We start from the raw sequence: 22055 nt of genomic DNA on the forward strand, positions 1-22055 counted from the left end.
CGCCGCGGCCGTTGTCGTCCCCGTGGCGGTCGGCCTGGTGCTTTACGCCGTCAGCGCGTTGGCGCCCGCCCCCCCCCGCCGGCCGCGGGGGGCGGGGGGGGGGGGCCCCCCCCCCCCCCCACGCCGGGGGAGACCCGCTTCCATGACCGTCCGCCTGGCGTTACCCAGTCAGCCTGGCGGTACCCAGGAACCGGGCCGGGACACCGGGAGGCGGCAGGGGGCGCCGGGAGGCGGAACGGGCCGGGAGGCGGGATCCGCCCGGCCGGGCGACGGAGGCGGGCCCTCCAGCAGTCCTCCAGCGGCCGCCCGGCGGACATCCCACGGCCCTCCAGCGACCGCCCGCCGGGCATCCGCCGGACATCCGGCGGCCGGGGGTCCCGGGGGTCCGTGAGGGCCTCCCGGCTGATCAGTGGCGGCCGGAGGTAATAAGGTTTACGGCCTATGTCCAGGAAGGTACAATTTTATGACCGCAGACCCTTTGTGGGCCTCCTCGCCCTCGCCATCTCGGCGACACTGCTGGCCGGCGGCGCCACCCTGCTGAGCGGTCGCCTTGAACCGGTCTCGGACATGCCCGCCACGCCCGAGGCCCTGCCCCCGGCGCCGGTGACCCCCACCCCGCCTCCCGCGCCCACGGCCTCTCCGCACTCGTCCCCCGGAGCGGAACGCCCCTTCCTGCTGGCCAACGGCCGCCGGCAGCCGCAGCGGATGAAGGTGCCCGCCTCGGCGGGCGGCCGCTACTCCGTCGTGGGCGGCGGGGCCGAACCGCCGGCGGGCGGCAAGGGACGGGTGATCCGCTACATCGTCGAGGTCGAGCGCGGCCTGCCGTTCGACGGGCGGGAGTTCGCCGAGGCCGTGCACCGTACGCTGAACGACCCTCGGAGCTGGGGTTTCCGGTTCAGGCGCGTGACGCGCGGGCCGGTGGAGATCCGGGTGTCGCTGTCCAGCCCCGGGATGACCGACCGGCAGTGCCGGCCGATGATCACCAATGGCCTGCTGTCCTGCTGGAACGGCAAGCGCGCGGTGATCAACGCCATGCGGTGGAACCAGGGCGTGCGGGGCTACGGGCGCGACGTCGCCACCTACCGGGAGTACGTCGTCAACCACGAGGTGGGCCACGGCCTCGGCCACGGCCACACGCCGTGTCCCGGACGTGGCCGGCGGGCCCCGGTGATGCTCCAGCAGACGAAGTCGCTGTACGGCTGCCGCCCCAACGCCTGGCCGTCCCCCGGCCGCTGACCGGCGGCTGATCGGTGGCTGACCGGCGGCTGACCGGCCTCTCCGGCTCGGCCGGTCGCTCCGGGCCCGCGGCCGGTCGCTCCGGGCCCTCCGTCCGGGGCGGCCGGCCCGCATGGGCGCGCCCCGCGAGGGGACCCGCCCGGCCTCCGGGGATGCGCGGATCCGCGTCGCCTAATCTGGGCGGAGATCACTTCGATCGCTGTCAACATGAGGGGACGAGGATGCTGCACGAGAGACTGGCCTCGATCTACGACAACGTTCTGAGCCGCAACCCCGGTGAGATCGAGTTCCACCAGGCCGTCCGCGAGGTGCTGGAGAGCATCGGACCGGTCCTCGCCAAACATCCCGAGTACGCCGATTCCAAGATCATTGAGCGTATCTGCGAGCCGGAGCGGCAGATCATCTTCCGCGTGCCATGGGAGGACGACCGGGGCGAGGTGCAGATCAACCGGGGTTTCCGGGTGGAGTTCAACAGCGCGCTGGGCCCCTACAAGGGCGGCCTGCGCTTCCATCCCTCGGTCTACCTCGGCATCGTGAAGTTCCTCGGCTTCGAGCAGATATTCAAGAACGCGCTGACCGGCCTGCCCATCGGCGGCGGCAAGGGGGGCTCCGACTTCGACCCCAAGGGCCGCTCCGCGCGCGAGGTGATGCGCTTCTGCCAGAGCTTCATGACCGAGCTCTACCGCCACATCGGCGAGTACACCGACGTCCCGGCCGGTGACATCGGGGTCGGGCAGCGCGAGGTCGGCTACCTGTTCGGCCAGTACAAGCGGATCACCAACCGCTACGAGTCCGGAGTGATCACCGGCAAGGGGCTCAGCTACGGCGGCGCACAGGTGCGGACCGAGGCGACCGGCTACGGCTGCGCCTTCTTCGTGGAGGAGATGCTGAGGGCGCGCGGCACGTCGTTCGACGGCCGGCGCGTCGTGGTGTCCGGGTCCGGCAACGTCGCCCTCTACACGATCGAGAAGGTGGAGCAGCTCGGCGGCGTGGTGGTCGCCTGCTCCGACTCCTCGGGATACATCCTCGACGAGAAGGGCATCGACCTCGGGCTGCTCAAGCAGGTCAAGGAGGTCGAGCGCAGGCGGCTGAACGTCTACGCCGAGCGCCGCGGCGACGGGGTGTCCTTCGTCTCCGGCCGTCCCGTGTGGGAGGTGCCGTGCGAGGTGGCGATGCCGTCGGCCACCCAGAACGAGATCACCGCCCGCGACGCCGAGGCCCTGGTGCGGGGCGGCTGCATCGCGGTGGGCGAGGGCGCCAACATGCCCACCGCCCCGGAGGGGATCCGGGTGTTCCAGGAGGCGGGGGTGGCGTTCGGACCGGGCAAGGCGGCCAACGCGGGCGGCGTGGCCACCAGCGCGCTGGAGATGCAGCAGAACGCCAGCCGCGACTCCTGGACCTTCGAGTTCTCCGAGCAGCGCCTGAGGGAGATCATGCGTGACATCCACGCCCGCTGCCTGGAGACCGCCGACGAGTACGGCATGCCGGGCGACTACGTGGCGGGGGCCAACATCGGCGGGTTCAAGCAGGTCGCGGACGCGATGCTGGCGCTCGGCCTGATCTGAGGCCGCACCCGGTCCGTCCAGCTCGTCTAGCTCGTCTAGTTTGTCCGGCTCGGGAGGTTCCCGGGCCGGACGGGCATGATAGGCCGGAAATACCGGCCGTTCCCGCGATTCGGCGGATCCGGCATCAAAGCGCCGGATAAAGCCCCCTTTTATCGGAAAAGCCATCTTCTTCGCGTCGTACGGAATACAGTCCGGCTTGTCGGACGGCGCCCACCCTTCGCGGAAGGGCGGAGGACACGCGGACGGGGTGGCTGACGGCCTTGGATCCGATCGGTGACGCACTGCTGAAGACCATGGCGCCGGAGCTCGGATATCGGCAGCGCGACGGGCAGCCCACCGTGTTCGGCCGGTGGTACTCGGCCAACGTCGTCCGGGACGCCGAGTACGAGACGGCGCCCTGGTGCGACATGTTCATCTCCTGGGCCGCGGCGAAGGCCGGTGTCGCCGACTACGTCGGCCTGTTCGCCTGGACCCCCTCCCACGCCCGCTGGTTCGCCATGCACGGCGCGTGGTCGGGCACGCCCGAGCCCGGGGCGCTGGTCTTCTTCGACTGGTCCGGCGGCCGGGACATCGGCGGCATCGACCACGTGGGCGTGGTCGAGCGCGTGGACGGTGGAACGATCCACACGATCGAGGCGAACGTCGACGGCTCCCGGCTGAAGCGCAAGACCCGCGACGAGAGCAACGTCGTCGGCTACGGCCTGCCGCGCAAGGTCAGGGAGAACCTGGCGGGCGCGCCCCCGGCCGACGGGGCGGGGGCGCTCTCCGAGGCCACCCGGATCGAGGTGCGCCCGGCGCCCGGCCCCGGCGCCTCGTCCCTGGCCTTCGGCACCGGACCGTACGGCATGCCGCCGGAGACGGCGCCGGTCGCCGGGCTGCTGGCCGTACTCCTCGTCGCGACGTTCCTGCTGACCAGGCGGCGGTCCCGCCCCGCGGCGGGCCGGCATCGCAGGCGGGACCGCCGGCCGGACTCCGTCGCCCCTCCCCCGCCGGGCTCCGCAGACCCTGGGGATCTTGTGGACTCCGGGGACTCCGTGCACCATGTGCACTGTGTGGGTTGTGAGGGGTGTGTGGGCTTCACTGTGGTTCCGGCAGGCCGGGGCGCCGGAGGGCGGTAGAGCGGCGGGTGCCGGGTAGTGGCCCGGCCATGACGGTCACGGGATTCGCCGGGCGGGTGGCGGCGTTCTGGACGCGGGCCCGCCGCCGCCACGGCTGGCTGGACCACCTGGTGCGCGCCGGGGTGCGGTACGACGAGGCGGACGGCGGGCGGTTGTCGGCCGCGCTCACCTACTACTCGTTCTTCGCGGTGTTCGCACTCGGGCTGCTCGGCTTCTCGATCATCGGGCACGTGCTGGACGACCCCAAGGTCATCACCACGGTGCAGGTCTTCCTGAGCGAGAACTTCCCCCGCCTGGACGTGGCGGCGCTGCGCGACGCCCGGAGCACGGCCGGGGCGATCGCCTTCGTGGGCCTGCCGCTGACCGGGCTGTTCTGGGTGGACAGCATGCGCTCGGCGATCCGGGCGGTCTGGCGGCTGGAGGAGTACCCGGGCGCCTACTTCCTGCGCCAGGTGATCGACCTGGGCGTGCTGGCCGGGCTGGGGCTGCTGCTGTCGATCTCCCTGGCGGTGTCCTTCGCCGCCGAGTCGCTGCTGAACTGGGTGTTCCTGCACACCGTGGGCGTCACCGACGACGTGACGCGGTGGCTGCTGTCGGCGGCCTCGTTCGTGCTCGGCCTGGCGGTGAACACACTGCTGGCCGCCGCCCTGCTCACCGTGACGCCCCGGCTGCGGCTGCCGCTCGGCCGGGTGCTGGGGCCCGCGCTGTTCGCCACCGCCGGACTGGAGATCCTCAAGACCATCGGCCAGTTCTACCTGGAGATCACCGCGGCCAACCCCGCCTACCAGGTCGTCGCGGGCGCCGTCGGGATGCTGGTCTTCCTCAAGGTCCTCAACCAGATCATCCTGTTCGCCGCCGCGTTGTGCGCCACGGGCACCGGCGGGCGGGTCGTCGATCTGGCGTCCCGCCAGGAACGGCCCGAACACCCCGAACAGCCCCAACAGCCCGAGCTTCCGGAGCACCCCGGACATCCCGAACACCCGAAGCACCCCGAACGCACCCGGCTTCCGGAGCACACCGAACACCCCGAGCACCCCGAACGCCTCGGCCACCCGGATCACCCTGAGTGCCCCGCCCGGCCGGCCGTGACCGCCGTCCCGGACGCCTGACCGGCCCGCCGTCCGGCCGTCCACGGAATGTCCATGAAATGCCCGCGGAAGGCCCGTCAAAGGTCCGTGGAAGGGCCCGAGGGCTGTCCCGCCCGTCATCCGGCGGAACCGGCGGCAGACGGCGGGGCCTCGGGGAACTCCCAGGCCGGTGACCGTACCGACTCCCTCATCTGCGGACAATTACCCCATACTGGGGCGGTGTTGAGCAGTCACCGCCTCCGCGTCCTGCTGGAGGTCTTCCGGACCGGGAGCATCGCCGGGGCCGCGCGCGTCCTGCGGCTCTCGCCCTCGGCCGTCTCCCACCAGCTGTCCCGGCTGGAGGAGGAGGCCGGGGTGGGGCTGGTCGAGCGGGGCGCCCAGAGCCTGCGGCTGACCGCGGCGGGCCGGCGGCTGGCGACCCGCGCCCAGGAGGTGCTCGACATCATCGAGGCCGCGGAGAAGGACCTGCTGGCGCAGGCCAGGGCCGACGCCGGGCAGCTGCGGATCGGGTTCTTCGCCTCGGCGGGGTACCGGCTGCTGCCGCTGGCGCTGTCGGCCTTCACCGCCCGCCACCCGGCCGTGGAGCTGGACCTGGTGCTCGGCCAGCCCCACGAGCTGCTGCCCGACCTGGAGCGCGGCGCGCTCGACGTGCTGGTGGTCTTCGAGCACGCGCTCGACCCGTGGAAGCCTCCGGAGGGGGTCGAGGTCACCCACCTGTTCGACGAGCCGCAGCTGCTGGTCGTGCCGCCCGGCCACCCCGCGGGCAAGTCGCAGCGGGTACGGCTCGCCGACCTGGCCGGCGAGCCGTGGATCACCACCTACGGCACCGGGACCCCGGTCTCTGTGCTGGAGCGGGCCAGCGCGCTGGAGGGGTTCAGTCCGATGATCCGCTGCCGCAGCGACCACTACGAGGTCACGCTCGGGCTGGTGCGGGCCGGTCTCGGGGTCGCGCTGGTGCCCAGCCTCGGGGCGCGGGGCGCCCCCGGCGTCCAGGTGTGCCGGCTGGACGGGCCCCGGCTCTACCGCAGGATCGGCGCGGCGGCCCGCCCGACCAACCCCAACCCGGCGCTGCGCTCCTTCATCGACTACCTGCGCGACGCCTCGGCCAGGCTCCGTACCGCGTCGCACTGATCGCCGGGCCGCGTCCGGGATCGCTAGCCTTTCCCTTGGAGAGGGCGCGGGTATAGTCAATGCGCATCTGTTCAGCACATATGTTCAGAAAATGAGGGGGAGCCCGCCCATGAACGCCGCCGACGCCGTACCGGAGGCACAGGCCCGGTTCCCCCGGGAGCTGATGTACGCGGCGGCGTCGCAGTACTACCTCGAGGAGGCCACCCAGGCCGACATCGCCAAGCGGCTGGGCGTCAGCCGGGCCACGGTGAGCCGGCTGCTGACCGAGGCGCGCCGGCACGGCATCGTGGAGATCCGGGTGCACCGGCCGGCGGCGCTGGAGGAGGGCCCGCTGGCCGCCGAGGTGGCCACCGCGCTGGGCCTGGCGCGCGTCTTCCTGGTGCCCAGGGTCGGCGGCCCGGCGCTGGGCCCATGGCTGGCCCCGGGCCTGGCCAGGGCACTGGCCGCGGCGGGCCTGGAGTCCGGCGACGTACTGCTGGTCTCCTCCGGCAGCACGGTCTACGAGTGCGCGCGGGAGAGCCTGGGGAGGTTCCCCGGGGTCACGATCGCCCCGGCCGTGGGCGGCCAGGAGGACCCCCAGCCCTGGTTCCAGACGAACGAGACGACCCGCCTGCTGGCCGAGCGGGTCGGGGGCGTGCCCAGTTACCTGTACGCGCCCGCCCAGCCGGGTCCCGAGCTGTTCTACTCCCTGCAGCACGAGCCGTCGGTGCGCAGGGTCATGGACCTGTGGGCGCACGCCAGGTGCGCGATCGTCGGCGTCGGCTCGCCGCCGCTGACGCGCCAGGTCGTGCCGGCCTTCGTGCCCCGCCACGCCGGCAGCCTGCGCGACGCCGTCGGCGACGTGTGCTCGCGCTTCTACGACCGCGACGGCGAGCCCGTCGGCTATCCGGGCAGCGAGCGGCTGGTGGCGACCAGCCTGGAGCAGCTGCGCCGCATCCCCGTCTCCATCGCGGTGGCGGTCGGGCCGGAGAAGGTCCTGTCGATCGTCGCCGGGGCCAGGGGCGGCTACTTCAACCAGCTCGTCACCGACGCCCTGACGGCGGAGAGCCTGCTTTCGGCGACCCGCTGACGGTGATCCCGCTGACGGTGATCCGCTGACGGGAGAGCGGGCCACCGGCGGAGGCGGACGCCCGTCCCGCGGCCCGCCGTACGGCGCCGCCCGCCACAGGACACCACCCGCGCACGGGCACACCCGCCATACCGCACCGCACCGCCGGCGTACGGCACACCCGCCGTACGGCACCGCCCGGCGGGCCGTTCCCGCGCGCCCCGTCCCCGCAGCCCCCGCGCCCGGAACCCTCGTCCCGTGAGGGGAGGTCCCCGGTCGCCGTTCGCGCGTCGGCGCCAGGTCACGGGTCTGGAAAATCCCTGAACACTTTTTCTGGACAAATATTCCGAGCACGCGCTAGCGTGTTCGGCCATGGCGCATGACCGCGCGTAGCGGACCATGCCCGGCCTCGGGGATCGCGGAGCGGATCCGCTGCGCGAGGACACAGCGAGCAAGGGAAGAAGCCGTGAAGAAAGCTCAGACGCGGACAACGACGTTCGCCGCGGTGGCGGTCATCGCGGGCGCGGCGCTCACCGCCTGCGGTTCCGGCTCCGGCGGAGCGGACGGCGGCGGCGACGGGGGCGCGGAGAACGCCAAGGTGGCCTTCCTCATGCCCGACCTCGCCTCCACCCGGTACGAACTGGCCGACAAGCCGCTGTTCGAGGCGAAGATGAAGCAGCTGTGCGCGGGCTGCACGGTCATCTACCAGAACGCCGACTCCGACGCCTCCAAGCAACAGCAGCAGGCCAACTCGGCACTGGCCCAGGGCGTCAAGGCCATCGTGATCGACCCCGTCGACTCGGCCGCCGCCGCGACCATCGTCAAGTCGGCGCAGGCGCAGAACGTGCCGGTCATCGCCTACGACCGGCCGATCCCCACCACCCCGGCCGACTACTACATCTCGTTCGACAACGAGAAGATCGGCTCGATGATCGCCCAGTCCCTGGTCGACCACCTCAAGGAGGAGAAGGCCGAGGGCGGGATCCTCCAGGTGAACGGCTCCCCCACGGACGCCGCCGCCGGCCTGATCAAGAAGGGCGTCCACGGCGCGGTCGACCCGAGCGGTTTCAAGCTGCTCGCCGAGTACGACACCCCCGACTGGCAGCCGGAGAAGGCCCAGACCTGGGTGAGCGGCCAGATCACCAGGTTCCGCGACGAGATCGTGGGCGTGGTGGCGGCCAACGACGGCACCGGCGGCGGTTCGATCGCCGCGTTCAAGGCGGCGGGCGTGAAGGTCCCCCCGGTCACCGGCAACGACGCCGAGCTGGCCGCCGCCCAGCGCATCATCTCCGGCGACCAGTACAACACGATCTCCAAGCCCATCAAGATCGTGGCCGAGGCCGCGGCCGACGCGGCCTACCGGTTCGCGCGGGGCGAGAAGCCCGCGGGCAAGACCAAGCTCTACGACACGCCTTCGGAGCTGTTCACCCCCACGGTCGTGACCAAGGACAACATCAACGAGGTGCTGTTCCAGAGCGGAATCATGAAGGCGTCCGAGGCGTGCACGGGCGAGTACGCCAAGGGATGCGCCGAGCTCGGCATCAAGTAGATCTCCAGGAGCCCCTTTGTCCGCCACCCAGCAAGCAGACAGCGTCCTGTCCCTGCGCGGGATCAGCAAGACCTTCGGCGCGGTCGCCGCGCTCACCGGCATCGACCTCGATGTGGCGGCGGGTCAGGTCGTGGCCGTCGTCGGGGACAACGGCGCCGGCAAGTCGACGCTGGTGAAGATCCTGTCGGGTGTGCACCCGCCGGACTCGGGCACGATCACCTTCGACGCGAAGACCGTCGGCATCCCGAGCCCGGCGGCCGCCCACCGGCTCGGCATCGCCACCGTCTTCCAGGACCTCGCGCTGTGCGAGAACCTCAACGTGATCCAGAACCTCTTCCTGGGGCAGGAGATCCGCCCGCTCCGGCTGAACGACGTGGCGATGGAGACGCGCTCGTGGGAGCTGCTCCGCCAGCTGTCGGCGAAGATCCCCAGCGTCCGGGTGCCGGTGGCGTCGCTGTCGGGCGGCCAGCGGCAGACCGTCGCGATCGCCAGGTCGCTGCTCGGCGACCCGAAGATCATCATTCTCGACGAGCCGACCGCGGCCCTGGGCGTCGCGCAGACGGCCGAGGTGCTCAACCTCGTCGAGCGGCTCCGGGAGAACGGCCTGGGCGTCATCATGATCAGCCACAACATGGCGGACGTGAAGGCGGTCGCCGACACCGTGGCCGTGCTGCGGCTGGGCCGCAACAACGGGGTGTTCGACGTGGACGACGTCTCGGTCGAGGACATCATCGCCGCCATCACCGGCGCCGCCGACAACGCGGTGTCGCAGCGCCGGGCGCGCCGCAAGGAGGGGCTCTCATGACCACCACGCTCGCCACCGACCGCCAGGACGAGCGGTTACGGAGCCGCGAGGGGCTGCGCGGCGCGCTCACCGACGTGATCGAGCGGGCCCGCGGCGGCGATCTCGGCGTGATCCCGGTCCTGGTCGGCCTCGTCGTGATCTGGGCCGTGCTGCAGATCCTCAACCCGGTCTTCCTGTCCAGCACCAACCTGGTCAACCTCACGCTGGAGTCGGCCGCGGTCGGCGTCATCGCGCTCGGCATCGTGTGCGTGCTGCTGGTCGGGCAGATCGACCTGTCGGTCGGCTCGGTCAGCGGCCTGTCCGGCGCGGTGCTGGCGGTGCTGTTCGTCGGCAGAGGGCTGCCGCTCTGGGCGGCCGTCCTGGCGGCGGTCGCGATGAGCGCGGCGATCGGCTGGGTGTACGCCCAGCTGTTCAACCGCTTCGGGGTGCCGAGCTTCGTCATCACGCTGGCCGGCCTGCTGGCCTTCCTCGGCCTCCAGCTGTACGTGCTGGGCACCAAAGGGTCGATCAACCTGCCGTTCGACTCGGCCCTGGTGAACTTCGCGCAGCTGGCCTTCGTGCCGCAGTGGCTGTCGTACGTCTTCGCGGTCGTCGCCGCGGCCTGGCTGTTCGCCACCGGCTACCTGCACGCCCGGGAGCGCCGCCTGGCGGGCCTGTCATCCCGGACCACCTCCATGCTGGCCGTACGGAGCCTAGCGCTGCTGGCGGTGCTGGCGTTCGTGGTCTGGTACCTCGGGCGGACCCGCGGCGTCGGCTGGATGTTCGTCCTGTTCGTCGCGCTGGTACTGGTCATGCACTACCTGCTGTCACGTACGAAGTGGGGCAGGTCGGTCTACGCCGTCGGCGGCAACGTCGAGGCGGCGCGGCGGGCCGGCATCAACGTCCGGGCCGTCTACACCTCGGCGTTCATGCTGTGCTCCTCCTTCGCCGCGGTGGGCGGCATCCTCGCCGCCGCCCGGCTGGCCGCCGCCAACCAGAGCAGCGGCGCCGGCGACGTGAACCTCAACGCCATCGCCGCCGCCGTGATCGGCGGGACGAGCCTGTTCGGCGGGCGCGGCACCGCGTTCGGCGCGCTGCTCGGCATGATCGTCATCCAGTCGATCTCCAGCGGCCTGACGCTGCTGAACCTCGACTCCTCCATCCGGTTCGTCGTGACGGGCGTGGTGCTGCTGCTGGCCGTGGTCGTCGACTCGGCCGCGCGCAGGTCCCGGACCTCCCACGGGCGGGCCTGATGGCGGCCATCTGCGTCGACGCCGGCACCACGGTGGTCAAGGCGGTCGGCTACGACGAAGCGGGAGCGGAGATCGCGGTCGCCCGGCAGGAGACCGGCGTGTCCCGGCCCGCGCCCGGCCACGCCGAACAGGACATGAACACGGTCTGGGCGGCGGTCGCGCACACGGTGCGCGCGGTCGCCGGCCGCCTCGCCGGCGCCTCGGCCGGCGCCGTCGACTTCGTCGCGGTCACCGCCCAGGGCGACGGCGCCTGGCTCGTCGGATCCGACGGCGAGCCGACCGGGCCGGCGATCCTGTGGAACGACGGCCGGGCCGCGTCCGCGGTGGACGCCTGGAACCGCTCCGGCGCGGCCGAGCGGGCCTTCCGCGTCAACGGCTCCGCCGCCGCCTCGGGGCTGCCGCACGCGATCCTCACCTGGCTGCGGGAGCACGACCCCGAGCGGCTGGAACGCTCGGCGGCCCTGCTGACCTGCGGCGGCTGGATCTTCTCCCGGCTGACCGGGGAGGTCGCCGCCGACGAGTCCGACGCCTCGGCGCCGTTCATGGACCTGCGCGCCCGCGCCTACTCCCCCGAGCTGCTGGCGTCGTTCGGCCTGGAGTGGGCCGCGCGGCTGCTGCCCGAGCCGCGCGGCGACGCGCACCGCGTCGCCGCGCTCACCACGTCCGCCGCCGCGTCGCTGGGCCTGCCCGCCGGGACCCCGGTCGTGATGGCCCCCTACGACATCGTCTCCACCGCCGTCGGGGCGGGCGCGGTGGGCGAGGGCCGGGCGTGCAGCATCCTGGGCACCACGCTGTGCACCGAGACCATCGTCGCCGAACCCGACCTGGACGGCCCCGCCGTGGGCATCACGATCGCGGCCCCCGGCGGCTACCTGCGGGCCTTCCCCACCTTCGCCGGGGTCGAGGTGATCAACTGGGTCTGTCGCCTGCTCGGGCTGCCCGGCCCGGCCGCCCTCGGCGAGCTGGCCGCGGCGAGCCCGCCGGGCGCGGGCGGCCTGGCGTTCCTGCCCTACCTGTCCCCGGCCGGGGAACGGGCACCGTTCTGCGACCCGCTCGCCCGGGGCTCCTTCCTGGGCATGTCGTTCGACCACGACCGCGGGCACATCGCCCGCGCCGTGTTCGAGGGCCTCACGTTCGTCGTCCGCGACTGCCTGGACGCCTTCGGCCCCGGCGTGCGGGAGCTGCGGGTGTGCGGCGGCGGCTCTGCGAGCGACCTGTGGCTGCGGATGATCGCCGACGTCACCGGCCTGCCGGTGCTGCGGCCGGCCGACGCCGAGGTCGGCGCCCGCGGCGCCTTCCTGGTCGGTCTGACCGCGACGGGCGCCGCCGCCGATCTGGAGGAGGCGGCCGGGCGCCACGTGCGGCTGCGCGACGCCGTACGGCCGCGGCTCGGCTCCTACGAGACGCTCTACCGGGACTTCCTCGCGTTGCGTGAGACCGCCGCCCGGTCCTGGCCGCTGCTCGCCGAGACCCGGAGCCGCTCATGAGCACCTGGATCGGCGTGGATCTCGGCACGCAGAGCGTGCGCGTGATGGCCGTCACCGGGGACGGCCGGGTGCTCGGCGCGGCGAGCAGGCCGCTGACCAGCCGCCGTGACGGCCCCCGGCACGAACAGGATCCCGAGGGGTGGTGGGAGGCGCTGGCCGCCGCCTCCCGCGAGGCGATGCGCGACGTGCCGCCGGGACCCGTCGGCGGTGTGGCGGTGGACGCCACCTCCGGCACGATCCTGCTCACCGGCGGCGACGGCCGGCCGCTCACCCCCGGGTTGATGTACGACGACCGGCGGGCGGCCGGCGAGGTCGACCGGGTCAACGACGTCGGCGCGCACGTGTGGGACCGGCTCGGCTACCGCCGCATGCAGGCCAACTGGGCGCTGCCGAAGCTGCTGTGGCTGCTGCGCGACGCCCCGGCCGGGGCGCGACTGGCGCACCAGAACGACTTCGTCAACCGCCGCCTGACGGGCCGGCCGGTCGCCACCGACCTGAGCAACGCGCTGAAGACGGGCGTGGACCTGATCGACGAGCGCTGGCCGTCCGACGTCCTGGACGCCCTCGGCGTCCCCGCCTCCGTGCTGCCCGGCGTGGTACGGCCCGGCACCGTGCTCGGGGAGGTCTGTGCGGAGGCCGCCGAGGCCACCGGCGTCCCGGCGGGCACGCCGGTGGTCGCCGGGACCACCGACGGGTGCGCGGCCCAGCTCGGCGCGGGCGCCCTCACGCCCGGCAGCTGGAACTCGGTGATGGGCACCACGCTGGTGCTCAAGGGCGTCACCCGGGAGCTGGTCCACGACCCGCTGGGCGTCGTCTACTCCCACCGTGCCCCGGACGGCTCGTGGCTGCCGGGCGGCGCGTCCAGCACCGGCGCGGGCGTGCTGGCCCGCGACCTCGCCGGGCGCGACCTCGACGCGCTCAGCCGGCTGGCCGCCGGGCGCTTCGAATCCGGCGGCGCCGGAGCCGGCCCGCCCGCCGGTCCGTCCATCCGCCCGCCCGCCGACCCGTCCGCCACCGTCTACCCGCTGGTCTCCCGCGGCGAGCGGTTCCCGTTCGCCGCGCCGGAGGCGGAGGGCTTCACCCTCGGCCGCCTCGGCGACGACGTCGACCGCTACGCCGCGATCCTGCGCGGCGCCGCCTACATCGAGCGGCTCTGCTTCGACTACCTCGACCTGCTCGGCGCCCCGGTGGACGGTGAGATCGTGCTGACCGGCGGCGCGACCCGCAGCTCCTACTGGAACCGCGTCAGGGCTGCCGTGCTGGGCCGGCCGGTGACCCTGCGGGAGAACGCCGAGCCCGCGCTCGGCATGGCCGTACTCGCCGCCGGGCCCGCCTCCGCGGCCCGGATGATCCGCACCCGCGAGGTCGTCGAACCCGGAGGTGAGGACCTGCGCGAGCACTACCTGCGGTTCGTCGCCGAACTGGAGGACCGCGGCTGGCTGCCCCCGGAGGCCGCCGCCCACGCCCGGAAGAGGAGCGCCCGATGACCCGGCTCGTACTGGCCCGCCACGGCGAGACCGTCTGGCACGCCGAGAACCGCTACGCCGGCGTCACCGACGTCGAGCTGACCCCGCGCGGCCACGAGCAGGCCGGGCGGCTGGCCGCCTGGTCGGCCGAGGCCGGGCTGTCCGCCGTCTGGACGTCCACGCTGAGCCGGGCCCGGATCACCGCCGAGGCGAGCGCCGAGGCGGCGGGCGTCGAGCCGCGGACGGACGCCCGGCTGCGCGAGCTCGACTTCGGCCGCGGCGAGGGGCTGACCTCCGCGGAGATGCACGAGCGCTTCCCCGAGGCCCGCGCCGCCTTCGAGGCCGACCCGGCCGCCTGCCCGCTGCCCGGGGGCGAGGACCCCGCGGAGGCCGCAGACCGGTTCACCGCCGCCCTGCGCGACATCGCCGCCGCCCACCCCGGCGGGCGGGTGCTGGCCGTCGCCCACACGACCGTCATCAGGCTCGCCCTGTGCGGGCTCATCGGGGTGCCGCTCGGTTCCTACCGGCGGCTCTTCCCGCGCCTGGACAACTGCGCCGTCACCGAGCTCCGCCTCGACGGCGGGCAGGTCGCGATCCTGCAGTTCAACTCTCCGATCGGAGCCGTTCGTTGACCGTCCGAATCCTTGCCGCCGGTGACCACTTCGTGCGCAGCGACCTCCTGGTGGACGCGCTCCGGCAGGTGGTCCCCGGGGACGCCGACATCCGCGAGCTGACCCTGCCGTGGCCGGTCGTGCCGTTCGGGCGGGTGGGCGAGGTCGACGAGGCGTCCGACGTGGAGGAGGAGCTGATCGAGGCGCTGCGCGGCGTGGAGGTCTGCGTGACCCAGATGGCCCCGCTGACCAAGCGGGTCCTCGCCGCCTGCCCCGACCTGAGATTGTTCTGCGTCAGCCGGGGCGGCCCGGTCAACGCGAACCTCCAGGCCGCCGCCGAGGCCGGGGTGACCGTCACGTTCGCGCCCGGCCGCAACGCGGTCGCCACCGCCGAGCACACGCTGGCCATGCTGCTGGCCGCCACCCGCCGCATCCCGCAGACCAACGCCGACCTCGCCCGGGGCGTGTGGCGGGGCGACTACTACGTGTACGACCAGGTCGGCCCGGAGCTGGAGGGCGGCACGGTCGGCCTGGTCGGCTACGGCGCGATCGGCAGCCGGGTGGCCCGCATGCTGGAGGGGTTCGGCGCCGAGGTGCTGGTGTACGACCCCTACGTCACCGGCGTCCCCGGCCAGGTGGGGCTGGAGGAGCTGCTCGGCCGCTCTCGCTTCGTGTCCCTGCACGCCCGGGTCACCCCGGAGACCACCGGCATGATCGACGCGGAGCGGATCGCGCTGATGCCCGCCGGCTCGGTGCTGGTCAACTGCGCCCGCGGCGCGCTGCTCGACTACGACGCCCTGTGCGACGCCCTGGACTCCGGCCACCTGTTCGGCGCCGCGGTGGACGTCTTCCCCACCGAGCCCATCCCCGAGGGGTCCCGCCTGCTGACCACGCCCAACCTGGTGATGACCCCGCACCTGGCGGGGGCCAGCAAGGAGACGGCGGCCAAGGCGGCGCGGATCGTCGCCGACGACGTCGCCCGCTACCTGCGCGGCGAGCCGGTCGCCCACCACGCCAACCCCGCCGCCTCCTCCTGAGGCGCCGCCGTGGAGCCGGGGAGCCGGTAAGACTCGCGCGGCCGGGTACACGTGATCAGGTTCGCCCGGGGGCGTCGGCGATACTGGGGGCGTGGAGTACGTGTCCAGAGTGCCGCGACCGCCGCTGGACGGGCTGATCGACGACCTTTACTACCTGGAGGGTGCGCCGCCGTACGCCCGGCTGACGCTCCCGCCGGGGCCGTCGGCGTTGCTCGTCGTCAACCTCGGGGCGCCGTTCCGCATCCGTGCCGGCACCGAGATCGAGACGGCCGAGTACGCCGACGGCTGCGTGGTCACCATGCCCACCCGCGCCTTCGAGTTCGGCTATCCGCCGGAGACCCGGTCCGTCGGCGTGCACTTCAAGCCGTGGGGGCCGGCGCCGTTCCTGCCGATGCCCGCGGCCGAACTGTGTGACCGGCCGGTGACGGTGGAGCAGGTCTGGGGCCGGCCCGCCGTCGCCGAACTGCGAGACCGGCTGGCCGCGGCGGCCGGTCCGCACGAGATGCTGACGCTGCTCGAGGAGGAGCTGATGCGACGGCTGCGTGAGACCGCCGGCCTGGGGCTGGTCCGCCGTACGAGCGGCGTCATCGCGGCGACCGGCGGGGCGGTGGCGATCGGCGACCTGAGCGCGGCGGCCGGTGTCAGCGGCACTCACCTGGCACAGCGGTTCAAGGAGCTCGTCGGCGTCACGCCGAAGCGGCTGGCCCGCACCTACCGCTTCGCCGCCACCGTGTTCGCGATCGACCCCGCCGGACCGATCGACTGGGGCGACCTCGCCGGTGGCGCGGGCTACTTCGACCAGGCCCACTTCGGCCACGAGTTCCGGGCGTTCACCGGGCTCACGCCGACCCGCTACGTCGAGGTCCGGCGGCGGTTCCTGCGCGAACATCCCGGTCACGCGCTGGACGGCTGGCCGCTGCCGGCCGATTGATTTCTTACAAGAGCGACAGCTCACGACACGCTAGTTTGGGGCACCCCGAAGCAGAGGAGAGCCCCGTGGGCAAGGTGGTCATGTACGGCTCGGTGTCGGTGGACGGCTTCGTCGCGGACGAGGATGACCAGCCCGGACCGCTGTTCGACTGGTTGTCCGGCGGTGACGTCCCGTTGGACGGGAGCGGCGAGCTGAAGGTGTCGCAGACGTCCTACGACCACACCCGGCCGTACTGGGACCGGATCGGCGTCACGATCGTCGGCCGCCACGTCTTCGACATGACGGACGGCTGGGACGGGAAACCTCCGGGCGGCATCGCTCACGTGGTCGTCGTGTCGCACCGGCCGATGCCCGAGGGCTGGGACCCCGAGGCGCCGTTTCACTTCGCCGACGGCGTCGAGGCGGCCATGGCCAAGGCGCAGGAGCTCGCGGGTGACCGCATCGTCGAGGTCGCCGCCGGCGACGTCGGTGGCCAGGTGCTCGCCGCGGGCCTGGTCGACGAGGTGCGCATGGACGTCGTACCGGTCGTGTTCGGGTCCGGCAAGCGCTACTTCGGGCCGATCGACGCGCAGCACCTGCTGGAGGATCCTGACGTGGTGATTCAGGGCGACCGGGTGCTTCACCTGCGCTATCGGGTGCGCCGTTGACCGATCTGAGCGGCCGTCTCCCCACCGGGCGGCAGGGTCGCCTCCGGACCGGGCGGACTCGATCGCGCACACCCGGCCGCACGGGTCCTGACGACACCCCGGCCGCTACGGCGGCGCCGCCGTGGAGCCGGTGCGGCCGGGCCGCCGGAGCCGTGATCGCGCGGCCGGGAAAAGAGCTGGACGGCACGACCCCCGGGCTTGTAACTTTCCTTCGACCGTGACACCGCCCGAGGAGGTGAGACCCATGAACGCTGTATCGATGTGGGTGCTCTCCCTTCCCGTCGCGGTCGGGCGATCGACGTAGGTGTCGCCGGGAGCGCCTCGATGACAAGGCACTCCCGAAAGGCAACACCTGTGAACCCTCCGCGCTTCACCGCCGGGCCGTCGTCGGACGACACGGCCGGGCACGACGCCCCCGTACTCCGCCCGTCGGCCTCCGGCGCCGACCGCACGCCCCCCGTGTTCGACGTGATCATCGCAGGGTGCGGGCCGACCGGTGCGATGCTCGCCGCCGAACTGCGGCTGCACGATGTACGGGTGCTCGTCCTGGAGAAGGAGACCGAGCCCGCGTCGTTCGTCCGCATCGTCAGCCTGCACATCCGCAGCCTCGAGCTGATGGCGATGCGCGGACTGCTGGACCGTCTCCTCCCGCACGGGAGACGGCGTCCGGCCGGCGGTTTCTTCGCCGCCATCGACAAGCCCGTGCCCGAGGGCCTGGACTCCGCGTACGCCTATCTGCTGGGGATCCCGCAGCCGGTCATCGTCCGCCTGCTCGAAGAGCACGCGATCGGACTGGGCGCGCGGGTCCGGCACGGATGCGCGGTGACCGGTCTCGAACAGGACGGCGAGGGCGTGACCGTCGAACTGGCCGGCGGGGAACGGCTGCGGTCGCGCTACCTCGTCGGCTGTGACGGCGCGCGCAGCACGGTGCGCGGACTGCTCGGTGTCGGCTTCCCCGGCGAGCCCTCGCGGGCCGACACGCTGATGGGCGAGATGGAGGTGGGCGTGCCGCAGGAGGAGATCGCCGCCGTGACGGCCGGGATCCGCGAGACCCATCGGCGGTTCTGGCTGCGGCCCTTCGGCGGAGGGAGCTACAGCGTCCTGGTCCCCGCCGAGGGGGTCGGCGACCGCGCGGAACCGCCCACCCTCCAGGAGTTCAGGCAAGCGCTGCGCGCCGTCGCCGGAACCGATTTCGGTGTGCACTCCCCGCGCTGGGTGTCCCGTTTCGGGGACGCCACCCGGCTGGCCGAGCGGTATCGGGCCGGGCGGGTGCTGCTGGCTGGCGACGCGGCGCACATCCACCCGCCCATCGGCGGTCAGGGCCTCAACCTGGGCGTTCAGGACGCGTTCAATCTCGGCTGGAAGCTGGCAGCGCAGGTCCGCGGCTGGGCGCCGGAGACGCTGCTGGACACCTACGAGGCCGAGCGCCATCCGGTCGCCGAGGAGGTGCTGGACAACACCCGCGCCCAGACGGAGCTGCTGTCCGACGAGCCGGGTCCGCGGGCCGTGCGCAGGCTGCTCACCGAACTGATGGACTTCAACGAGGTGAACCGCCATCTGATCGAGAAGATCGCCGCGATCGGCGTCCGCTACGACTTCGGTGAGGGCCCCGACCTGCTCGGCCGCCGCCTGCGTGACATCGACGTGGAACAGGGCCGTCTCTACGACCTGCTGCACCGCGGCCGCGGCCTGCTGCTGGACCGCACCGGACGCCTGACCGCCGGCGGCTGGTCGGACCGGGTGGACCATCTCGCCGATCCCACCGCGGCGCTGGACGTCCCGTGTGTCCTGCTGCGCCCCGACGGCCACGTCGCCTGGATCGGCGACGACCAGCGGGACCTGGACGCCCACCTCGCCCGCTGGTTCGGCGAGCCCGCCGGCTGATCCCGCCCGGAAGGGCCGTCCGGGGAAGACCCGGACGACCCTTTCAGGGGGTGAGGCCCGTCAGGCGGGCGATGGCCAGGCCCGCCCGGCGGGCGCTCCGCACCAGGGCGTGCTCGCTCCCGGCGGGCCCGTTGGCCACCACGGCGTAGCCGATGCGCCGCTCCGGGCCGATCATGACGCCCACGTCGGCGCGCACGCCGGTGTCGGTGCCGGTCTTGTTGGCCACCCAGACCATCCCGCGCGGGGGCGCGGCGGGGATCTCGCGGTCCTCGGGCTCGTGCGGCAGCAGCGCGGGCACCAGGCTCCGGTCGGTGTTGTGCGCCATCCAGCGCAGCATGATCCGGCTCCACTCCTCCGTGCCGTCGAGCCGGTCGGCGAACCGGGCCAGCTCGCCGGCCGTGCCGAGGGCGAAGGCCGGCGGGTGCGACGGCAGCCGGGGCTCACGGATCCGGTCCAGGACGCGGGTGCGCGTGAACCCCAGCCCGATCGCGGCCTCGGCGACCCGGTCCAGGCCGATGCGGCGCAGCAGCGCGTTGGTGGCGGTGTTGTCGCTCACCGAGGCGACCAGCACCGCGAGGTCCCCGGCCGTCCAGAGGTCGCCGGACAGCGAGCCCAGCAGGCCGGAGCCGCCGCAGCGGTCGCCGGGGCGGATCTCCACGGGCTCGGCCGGATCCAGCGCGCCGGCGGCGATGCCCCGGGCCGCCGCGGCCAGCAGCAGCAGCTTGCCGGTGCTGGCCAGGACCAGTTCGGCGTCCTCGTGGCGGGAGATCAGGCCGGGCACGGACACCGCGACGGTGCCCGGCCCGTCCAGGTCCTCCAGGTCGTCTCTCATCAGGTCCTCCGCGTCGTCTGTCATACCGCCAGCACCGTCCCCGGCCGGGCGCCGGTCCCGGCGCCGTCCCGGACCACCGTCTCACCGGCGACGAGCACCGCGTGGACGCCCGCCGGAGGCAGCAGCGGGTCGGCGAAGGTGGCGCCGTCGGCGACCGTACCGGGGTCGAAGACGACCAGGTCGGCGTGGGCGCCGTCGGCGATCACGCCGCGCCCGGTCAGCCCGAACCGCGCCGCCGCCATGCCGGTCATCTTGTGCACCGCCGCGGGCAGGCCGAGCAGCCCCAGCTCCCGGACGTAGCGGCCCAGGACCCGGGGGAACGTCCCCGCCCAGCGCGGGTGGGGGCGGCCGCCGGGCTTGGGGACGCCGTCGGAGCCGATCATCGAGTACGGCGCCGCCAGCACCCGCCGCACGTCGTCCTCGATCATCGAATGGCTGATGATGGTGACCTCGCCCTGCTCGGCCACGAGCAGGGCGGCGGCCACGTCGAGGGGGTCCTGGCCGCGGGCGGCGGCCAGCTCGGCGATCGTGTGCCCCTCCGTCTCGGAGTGGCGGGGCGCGCAGGCGACCGAGATGCGGTCCCACCCGCCGTTGCCGACGGTGTTCTCCCAGCCGGGCACGCCCTCGGCGATGGCCCTGCGCATCAGGTCGCGCTGGCCGGGGTCGGTCAGGCGCGCCGTGAGCGCGGCGACCCCTCCCTCGGAGGCCCAGGGCGGGAGCATCGCGGCCAGCGCCGTGCTCCCCGCAGTATAGGGATACACGTCACATGTGACATCTGTTCCCTCGGCGCGCAGTGCGGCGATCCGGGGCAGGGTCCGCTCGGTCCGCCCCCAGGCGTACTTCCCGGCGGTCTTGTGGTGGGAGACGTGCAGCGCCGCGCCGCTGCCGCGGGCGATCTCCACGGCCTCCTCCAGCGCCTCCTCCACCCGGGACATCTCGTCACGCAGGTGGGTGACGTACGGCTTGCCGTGCCGGGCGGCGACGGCCGCGAGCGCGGTCACCTCGCCGGTGCCGGCGTAGGTTCCGGGGGTGTAGATGAGGCCGGTGGACAGTCCCGCGGCGCCGGCCGCCAGGGCCCGGTCCAGCAGCGCGCACATGGTCTTCAGCTCGCCGGCGGTGGCGGGCCGGTCCACCGGTCCCATCACCCCCGAGCGCAGCGTGCCGTGCCCGACCAGCGAGGCCAGGTGGTTGGCGCGGGGCACGGCGGCGTGCGCGGCGGCGAACCCGCCGAAGTCCTCGTACATCCCGACGTCGCCGCCGAAGGAGACGCGGGCCTCGGCGCGCATCGCGGCCAGCCGTTCCGGCAGCGCGGGAAAGAGGCTGGAGCCGCAGTTGCCGCAGATCTCGACGGTGACGCCCTGCAGCACGGAGGCGCCGGCCAGGTCGCGGCCCGCCTCGCCGCCGATGAGGGTGACGCCGTCGGAGTGGGTGTGCACGTCGATGAAGCCGGGCGCGACGGCCAGGCCGGTGACGTCGCGGACCTCCCGGGCCCCGGCGCGGGAGCCGGGCGGCAGGACGGTGAGGCGGCCGGCGCGGACGCCGACGTCGGCGTGCCGGGCCGCGTCGGGTCCGGCGGTGCCGTCGATCACCAGGCCGCCGGTCAGCAGCAGGTCGAGGCCGCTCACAGCACCTGCCCCAGGAAGGCGCGGAAGCGCTCGTGGCGGGGGGCGGCGAGCACCTCGCGGGGGTTGCCGCGCTCGACGACCACTCCCCCGTCGATGAAGATCAGGTCGTCGCCGACCTCGCGGGCGAAGCCCATCTCGTGGGTCACCACCATCATGGTCATGCCGCTGGCGGCCAGGTCGCGCATGACCGCGAGGACCTCCTGGACCAGCTCGGGGTCGAGGGCGCTGGTCGGCTCGTCGAAGAGCATCAGCTTGGGGTCCATGGCCAGGCTGCGGGCGATCGCGACCCGCTGCTGCTGGCCGCCGGACAGCTGGGCCGGGTAGTGGCCGGCGCGGTCGGCCAGGCCGACGCGTTCCAGCAGCTCCATCGCGCGGACGCGGGCCCTGGCCCTGGGGACGCGCCTGACCACGACGGGGCCCTCCATGACGTTCTCCAGCGCGGTGCGGTGCGGGAACAGGTGGAAGCGCTGGAAGACCATGCCGATGTCCTGCTGCTGGCGGGACAGGGCGGCGGGACTGAGGTGGTGCAGCCTGCCGTCGCGCTCGGCGTAGCCGATGAGGTCGCCGTCGACCCAGATGCGGCCGGAGTCGATGGTCTCCAGCCGGTTGACGCAGCGCAGCAGCGTCGACTTCCCGGACCCCGAGGGGCCGACGACGCAGACCACGCCGCCCTCGGGCACGTCCAGGCTGATGCCCTTGAGCACCTCGACCGAGCCGAAGCACTTGCGCACCGAGCGGATCCGCACCATGGGCCTGGCGCCGG

Annotated in this window: 19 protein-coding genes; 16 read left to right on the forward strand and 3 right to left on the reverse strand. The window is 73.4% G+C overall.

The genetic code is table 11. The annotated features are described in order from the left end of the window. Positions 1-441 precede the first annotated feature (441 nt). From ACZ6W9_RS36410 to rox, 16 genes are all read left to right on the forward strand, one after another. The gene (locus ACZ6W9_RS36410; RefSeq protein WP_389968638.1) at positions 442-1236 is read left to right on the forward strand and encodes a DUF3152 domain-containing protein; all 795 of its coding nucleotides are present in this window, start codon (positions 442-444) and stop codon (positions 1234-1236) included. A gap of 221 nt (positions 1237-1457) precedes the next feature. Next, on the forward strand, positions 1458-2801 hold the full coding sequence (gene gdhA, locus ACZ6W9_RS36415) for an NADP-specific glutamate dehydrogenase (RefSeq protein WP_389968640.1): 1344 nt from the start codon (positions 1458-1460) through the stop codon (positions 2799-2801). Between the two features lie 260 nt (positions 2802-3061). Further along, a complete protein-coding gene (locus ACZ6W9_RS36420; protein ID WP_470121819.1) occupies positions 3062-3919 on the forward strand; it encodes a CHAP domain-containing protein in 858 nt (285 codons plus the stop codon). A gap of 29 nt (positions 3920-3948) precedes the next feature. After that, positions 3949-5028 carry a YihY/virulence factor BrkB family protein gene (locus ACZ6W9_RS36425; protein WP_470121820.1) on the forward strand — a complete coding sequence of 360 codons (1080 nt, stop codon included), beginning with the start codon at positions 3949-3951 and terminating at the stop codon, positions 5026-5028. Positions 5029-5226: 198 nt separating this feature from the next. Next, on the forward strand, positions 5227-6138 hold the full coding sequence (locus ACZ6W9_RS36430; protein ID WP_362944345.1) for a LysR family transcriptional regulator: 912 nt from the start codon (positions 5227-5229) through the stop codon (positions 6136-6138). Positions 6139-6247: 109 nt separating this feature from the next. Further along, positions 6248-7207: a sugar-binding transcriptional regulator gene (locus tag ACZ6W9_RS36435; RefSeq protein ID WP_389968646.1), complete on the forward strand. Its 960-nt coding sequence runs from the start codon at positions 6248-6250 to the stop codon at positions 7205-7207. Between the two features lie 445 nt (positions 7208-7652). Next, positions 7653-8735, forward strand: a complete 1083-nt coding sequence (locus ACZ6W9_RS36440) for an ABC transporter substrate-binding protein (RefSeq protein WP_389968648.1) — start codon at positions 7653-7655, stop codon at positions 8733-8735. A gap of 16 nt (positions 8736-8751) precedes the next feature. Beyond that, positions 8752-9540, forward strand: a complete 789-nt coding sequence (locus ACZ6W9_RS36445) for an ATP-binding cassette domain-containing protein (protein ID WP_362944339.1) — start codon at positions 8752-8754, stop codon at positions 9538-9540. Beyond that, positions 9537-10772 carry a sugar ABC transporter permease gene (locus ACZ6W9_RS36450; protein ID WP_389968651.1) on the forward strand — a complete coding sequence of 412 codons (1236 nt, stop codon included), beginning with the start codon at positions 9537-9539 and terminating at the stop codon, positions 10770-10772. Before ACZ6W9_RS36445 ends, ACZ6W9_RS36450 begins: the two co-directional genes overlap by 4 nt. Continuing rightward, positions 10772-12259 (forward strand): FGGY family carbohydrate kinase, encoded by a 1488-nt coding sequence (locus ACZ6W9_RS36455; protein ID WP_389968653.1) that lies wholly within the window; start codon positions 10772-10774, stop codon positions 12257-12259. The genes ACZ6W9_RS36450 and ACZ6W9_RS36455 overlap by 1 nt, the downstream gene beginning before the upstream one ends. Continuing rightward, entirely contained in the window at positions 12256-13746 is a 1491-nt protein-coding gene (locus ACZ6W9_RS36460) for an FGGY-family carbohydrate kinase (RefSeq protein WP_389968655.1), read from the forward strand. Before ACZ6W9_RS36455 ends, ACZ6W9_RS36460 begins: the two co-directional genes overlap by 4 nt. Further along, positions 13743-14357 carry a histidine phosphatase family protein gene (locus ACZ6W9_RS36465; RefSeq protein ID WP_362944331.1) on the forward strand — a complete coding sequence of 205 codons (615 nt, stop codon included), beginning with the start codon at positions 13743-13745 and terminating at the stop codon, positions 14355-14357. The genes ACZ6W9_RS36460 and ACZ6W9_RS36465 overlap by 4 nt, the downstream gene beginning before the upstream one ends. Beyond that, the gene (locus ACZ6W9_RS36470) at positions 14354-15373 is read left to right on the forward strand and encodes a 2-hydroxyacid dehydrogenase (RefSeq protein ID WP_389968657.1); all 1020 of its coding nucleotides are present in this window, start codon (positions 14354-14356) and stop codon (positions 15371-15373) included. The genes ACZ6W9_RS36465 and ACZ6W9_RS36470 overlap by 4 nt, the downstream gene beginning before the upstream one ends. Before the next feature lie 91 nt (positions 15374-15464). Next, positions 15465-16304: a helix-turn-helix domain-containing protein gene (locus ACZ6W9_RS36475; RefSeq protein WP_470121821.1), complete on the forward strand. Its 840-nt coding sequence runs from the start codon at positions 15465-15467 to the stop codon at positions 16302-16304. 65 nt (positions 16305-16369) lie between these two features. Further along, the gene (locus ACZ6W9_RS36480; RefSeq protein ID WP_470121822.1) at positions 16370-16951 is read left to right on the forward strand and encodes a dihydrofolate reductase family protein; all 582 of its coding nucleotides are present in this window, start codon (positions 16370-16372) and stop codon (positions 16949-16951) included. Positions 16952-17410: 459 nt separating this feature from the next. After that, the gene (gene rox / locus ACZ6W9_RS36485; protein ID WP_470121825.1) at positions 17411-18835 is read left to right on the forward strand and encodes a rifampin monooxygenase; all 1425 of its coding nucleotides are present in this window, start codon (positions 17411-17413) and stop codon (positions 18833-18835) included. Between the two features lie 43 nt (positions 18836-18878). Here the strand turns inward: rox and ACZ6W9_RS36490 are convergent, their stop codons facing one another. The 3 genes from ACZ6W9_RS36490 to ACZ6W9_RS36500 are packed head-to-tail and all read right to left on the reverse strand — an operon-like array spanning position 18879 to position 22041. Continuing rightward, complete coding sequence (locus tag ACZ6W9_RS36490; protein WP_470121823.1) at positions 18879-19691, reverse strand: serine hydrolase; 813 nt, start codon at positions 19689-19691, stop codon at positions 18879-18881. Continuing rightward, complete coding sequence (locus ACZ6W9_RS36495) at positions 19688-21292, reverse strand: N-acyl-D-amino-acid deacylase family protein (protein ID WP_389968664.1); 1605 nt, start codon at positions 21290-21292, stop codon at positions 19688-19690. Before ACZ6W9_RS36495 ends, ACZ6W9_RS36490 begins: the two co-directional genes overlap by 4 nt. Next, on the reverse strand, positions 21289-22041 hold the full coding sequence (locus ACZ6W9_RS36500) for an amino acid ABC transporter ATP-binding protein (protein ID WP_389968675.1): 753 nt from the start codon (positions 22039-22041) through the stop codon (positions 21289-21291). The genes ACZ6W9_RS36495 and ACZ6W9_RS36500 overlap by 4 nt, the downstream gene beginning before the upstream one ends. Between the last annotated feature and the right edge of the window lie 14 nt (positions 22042-22055).

This window comes from Streptosporangium sp. NPDC053982 (assembly GCF_055585205.1).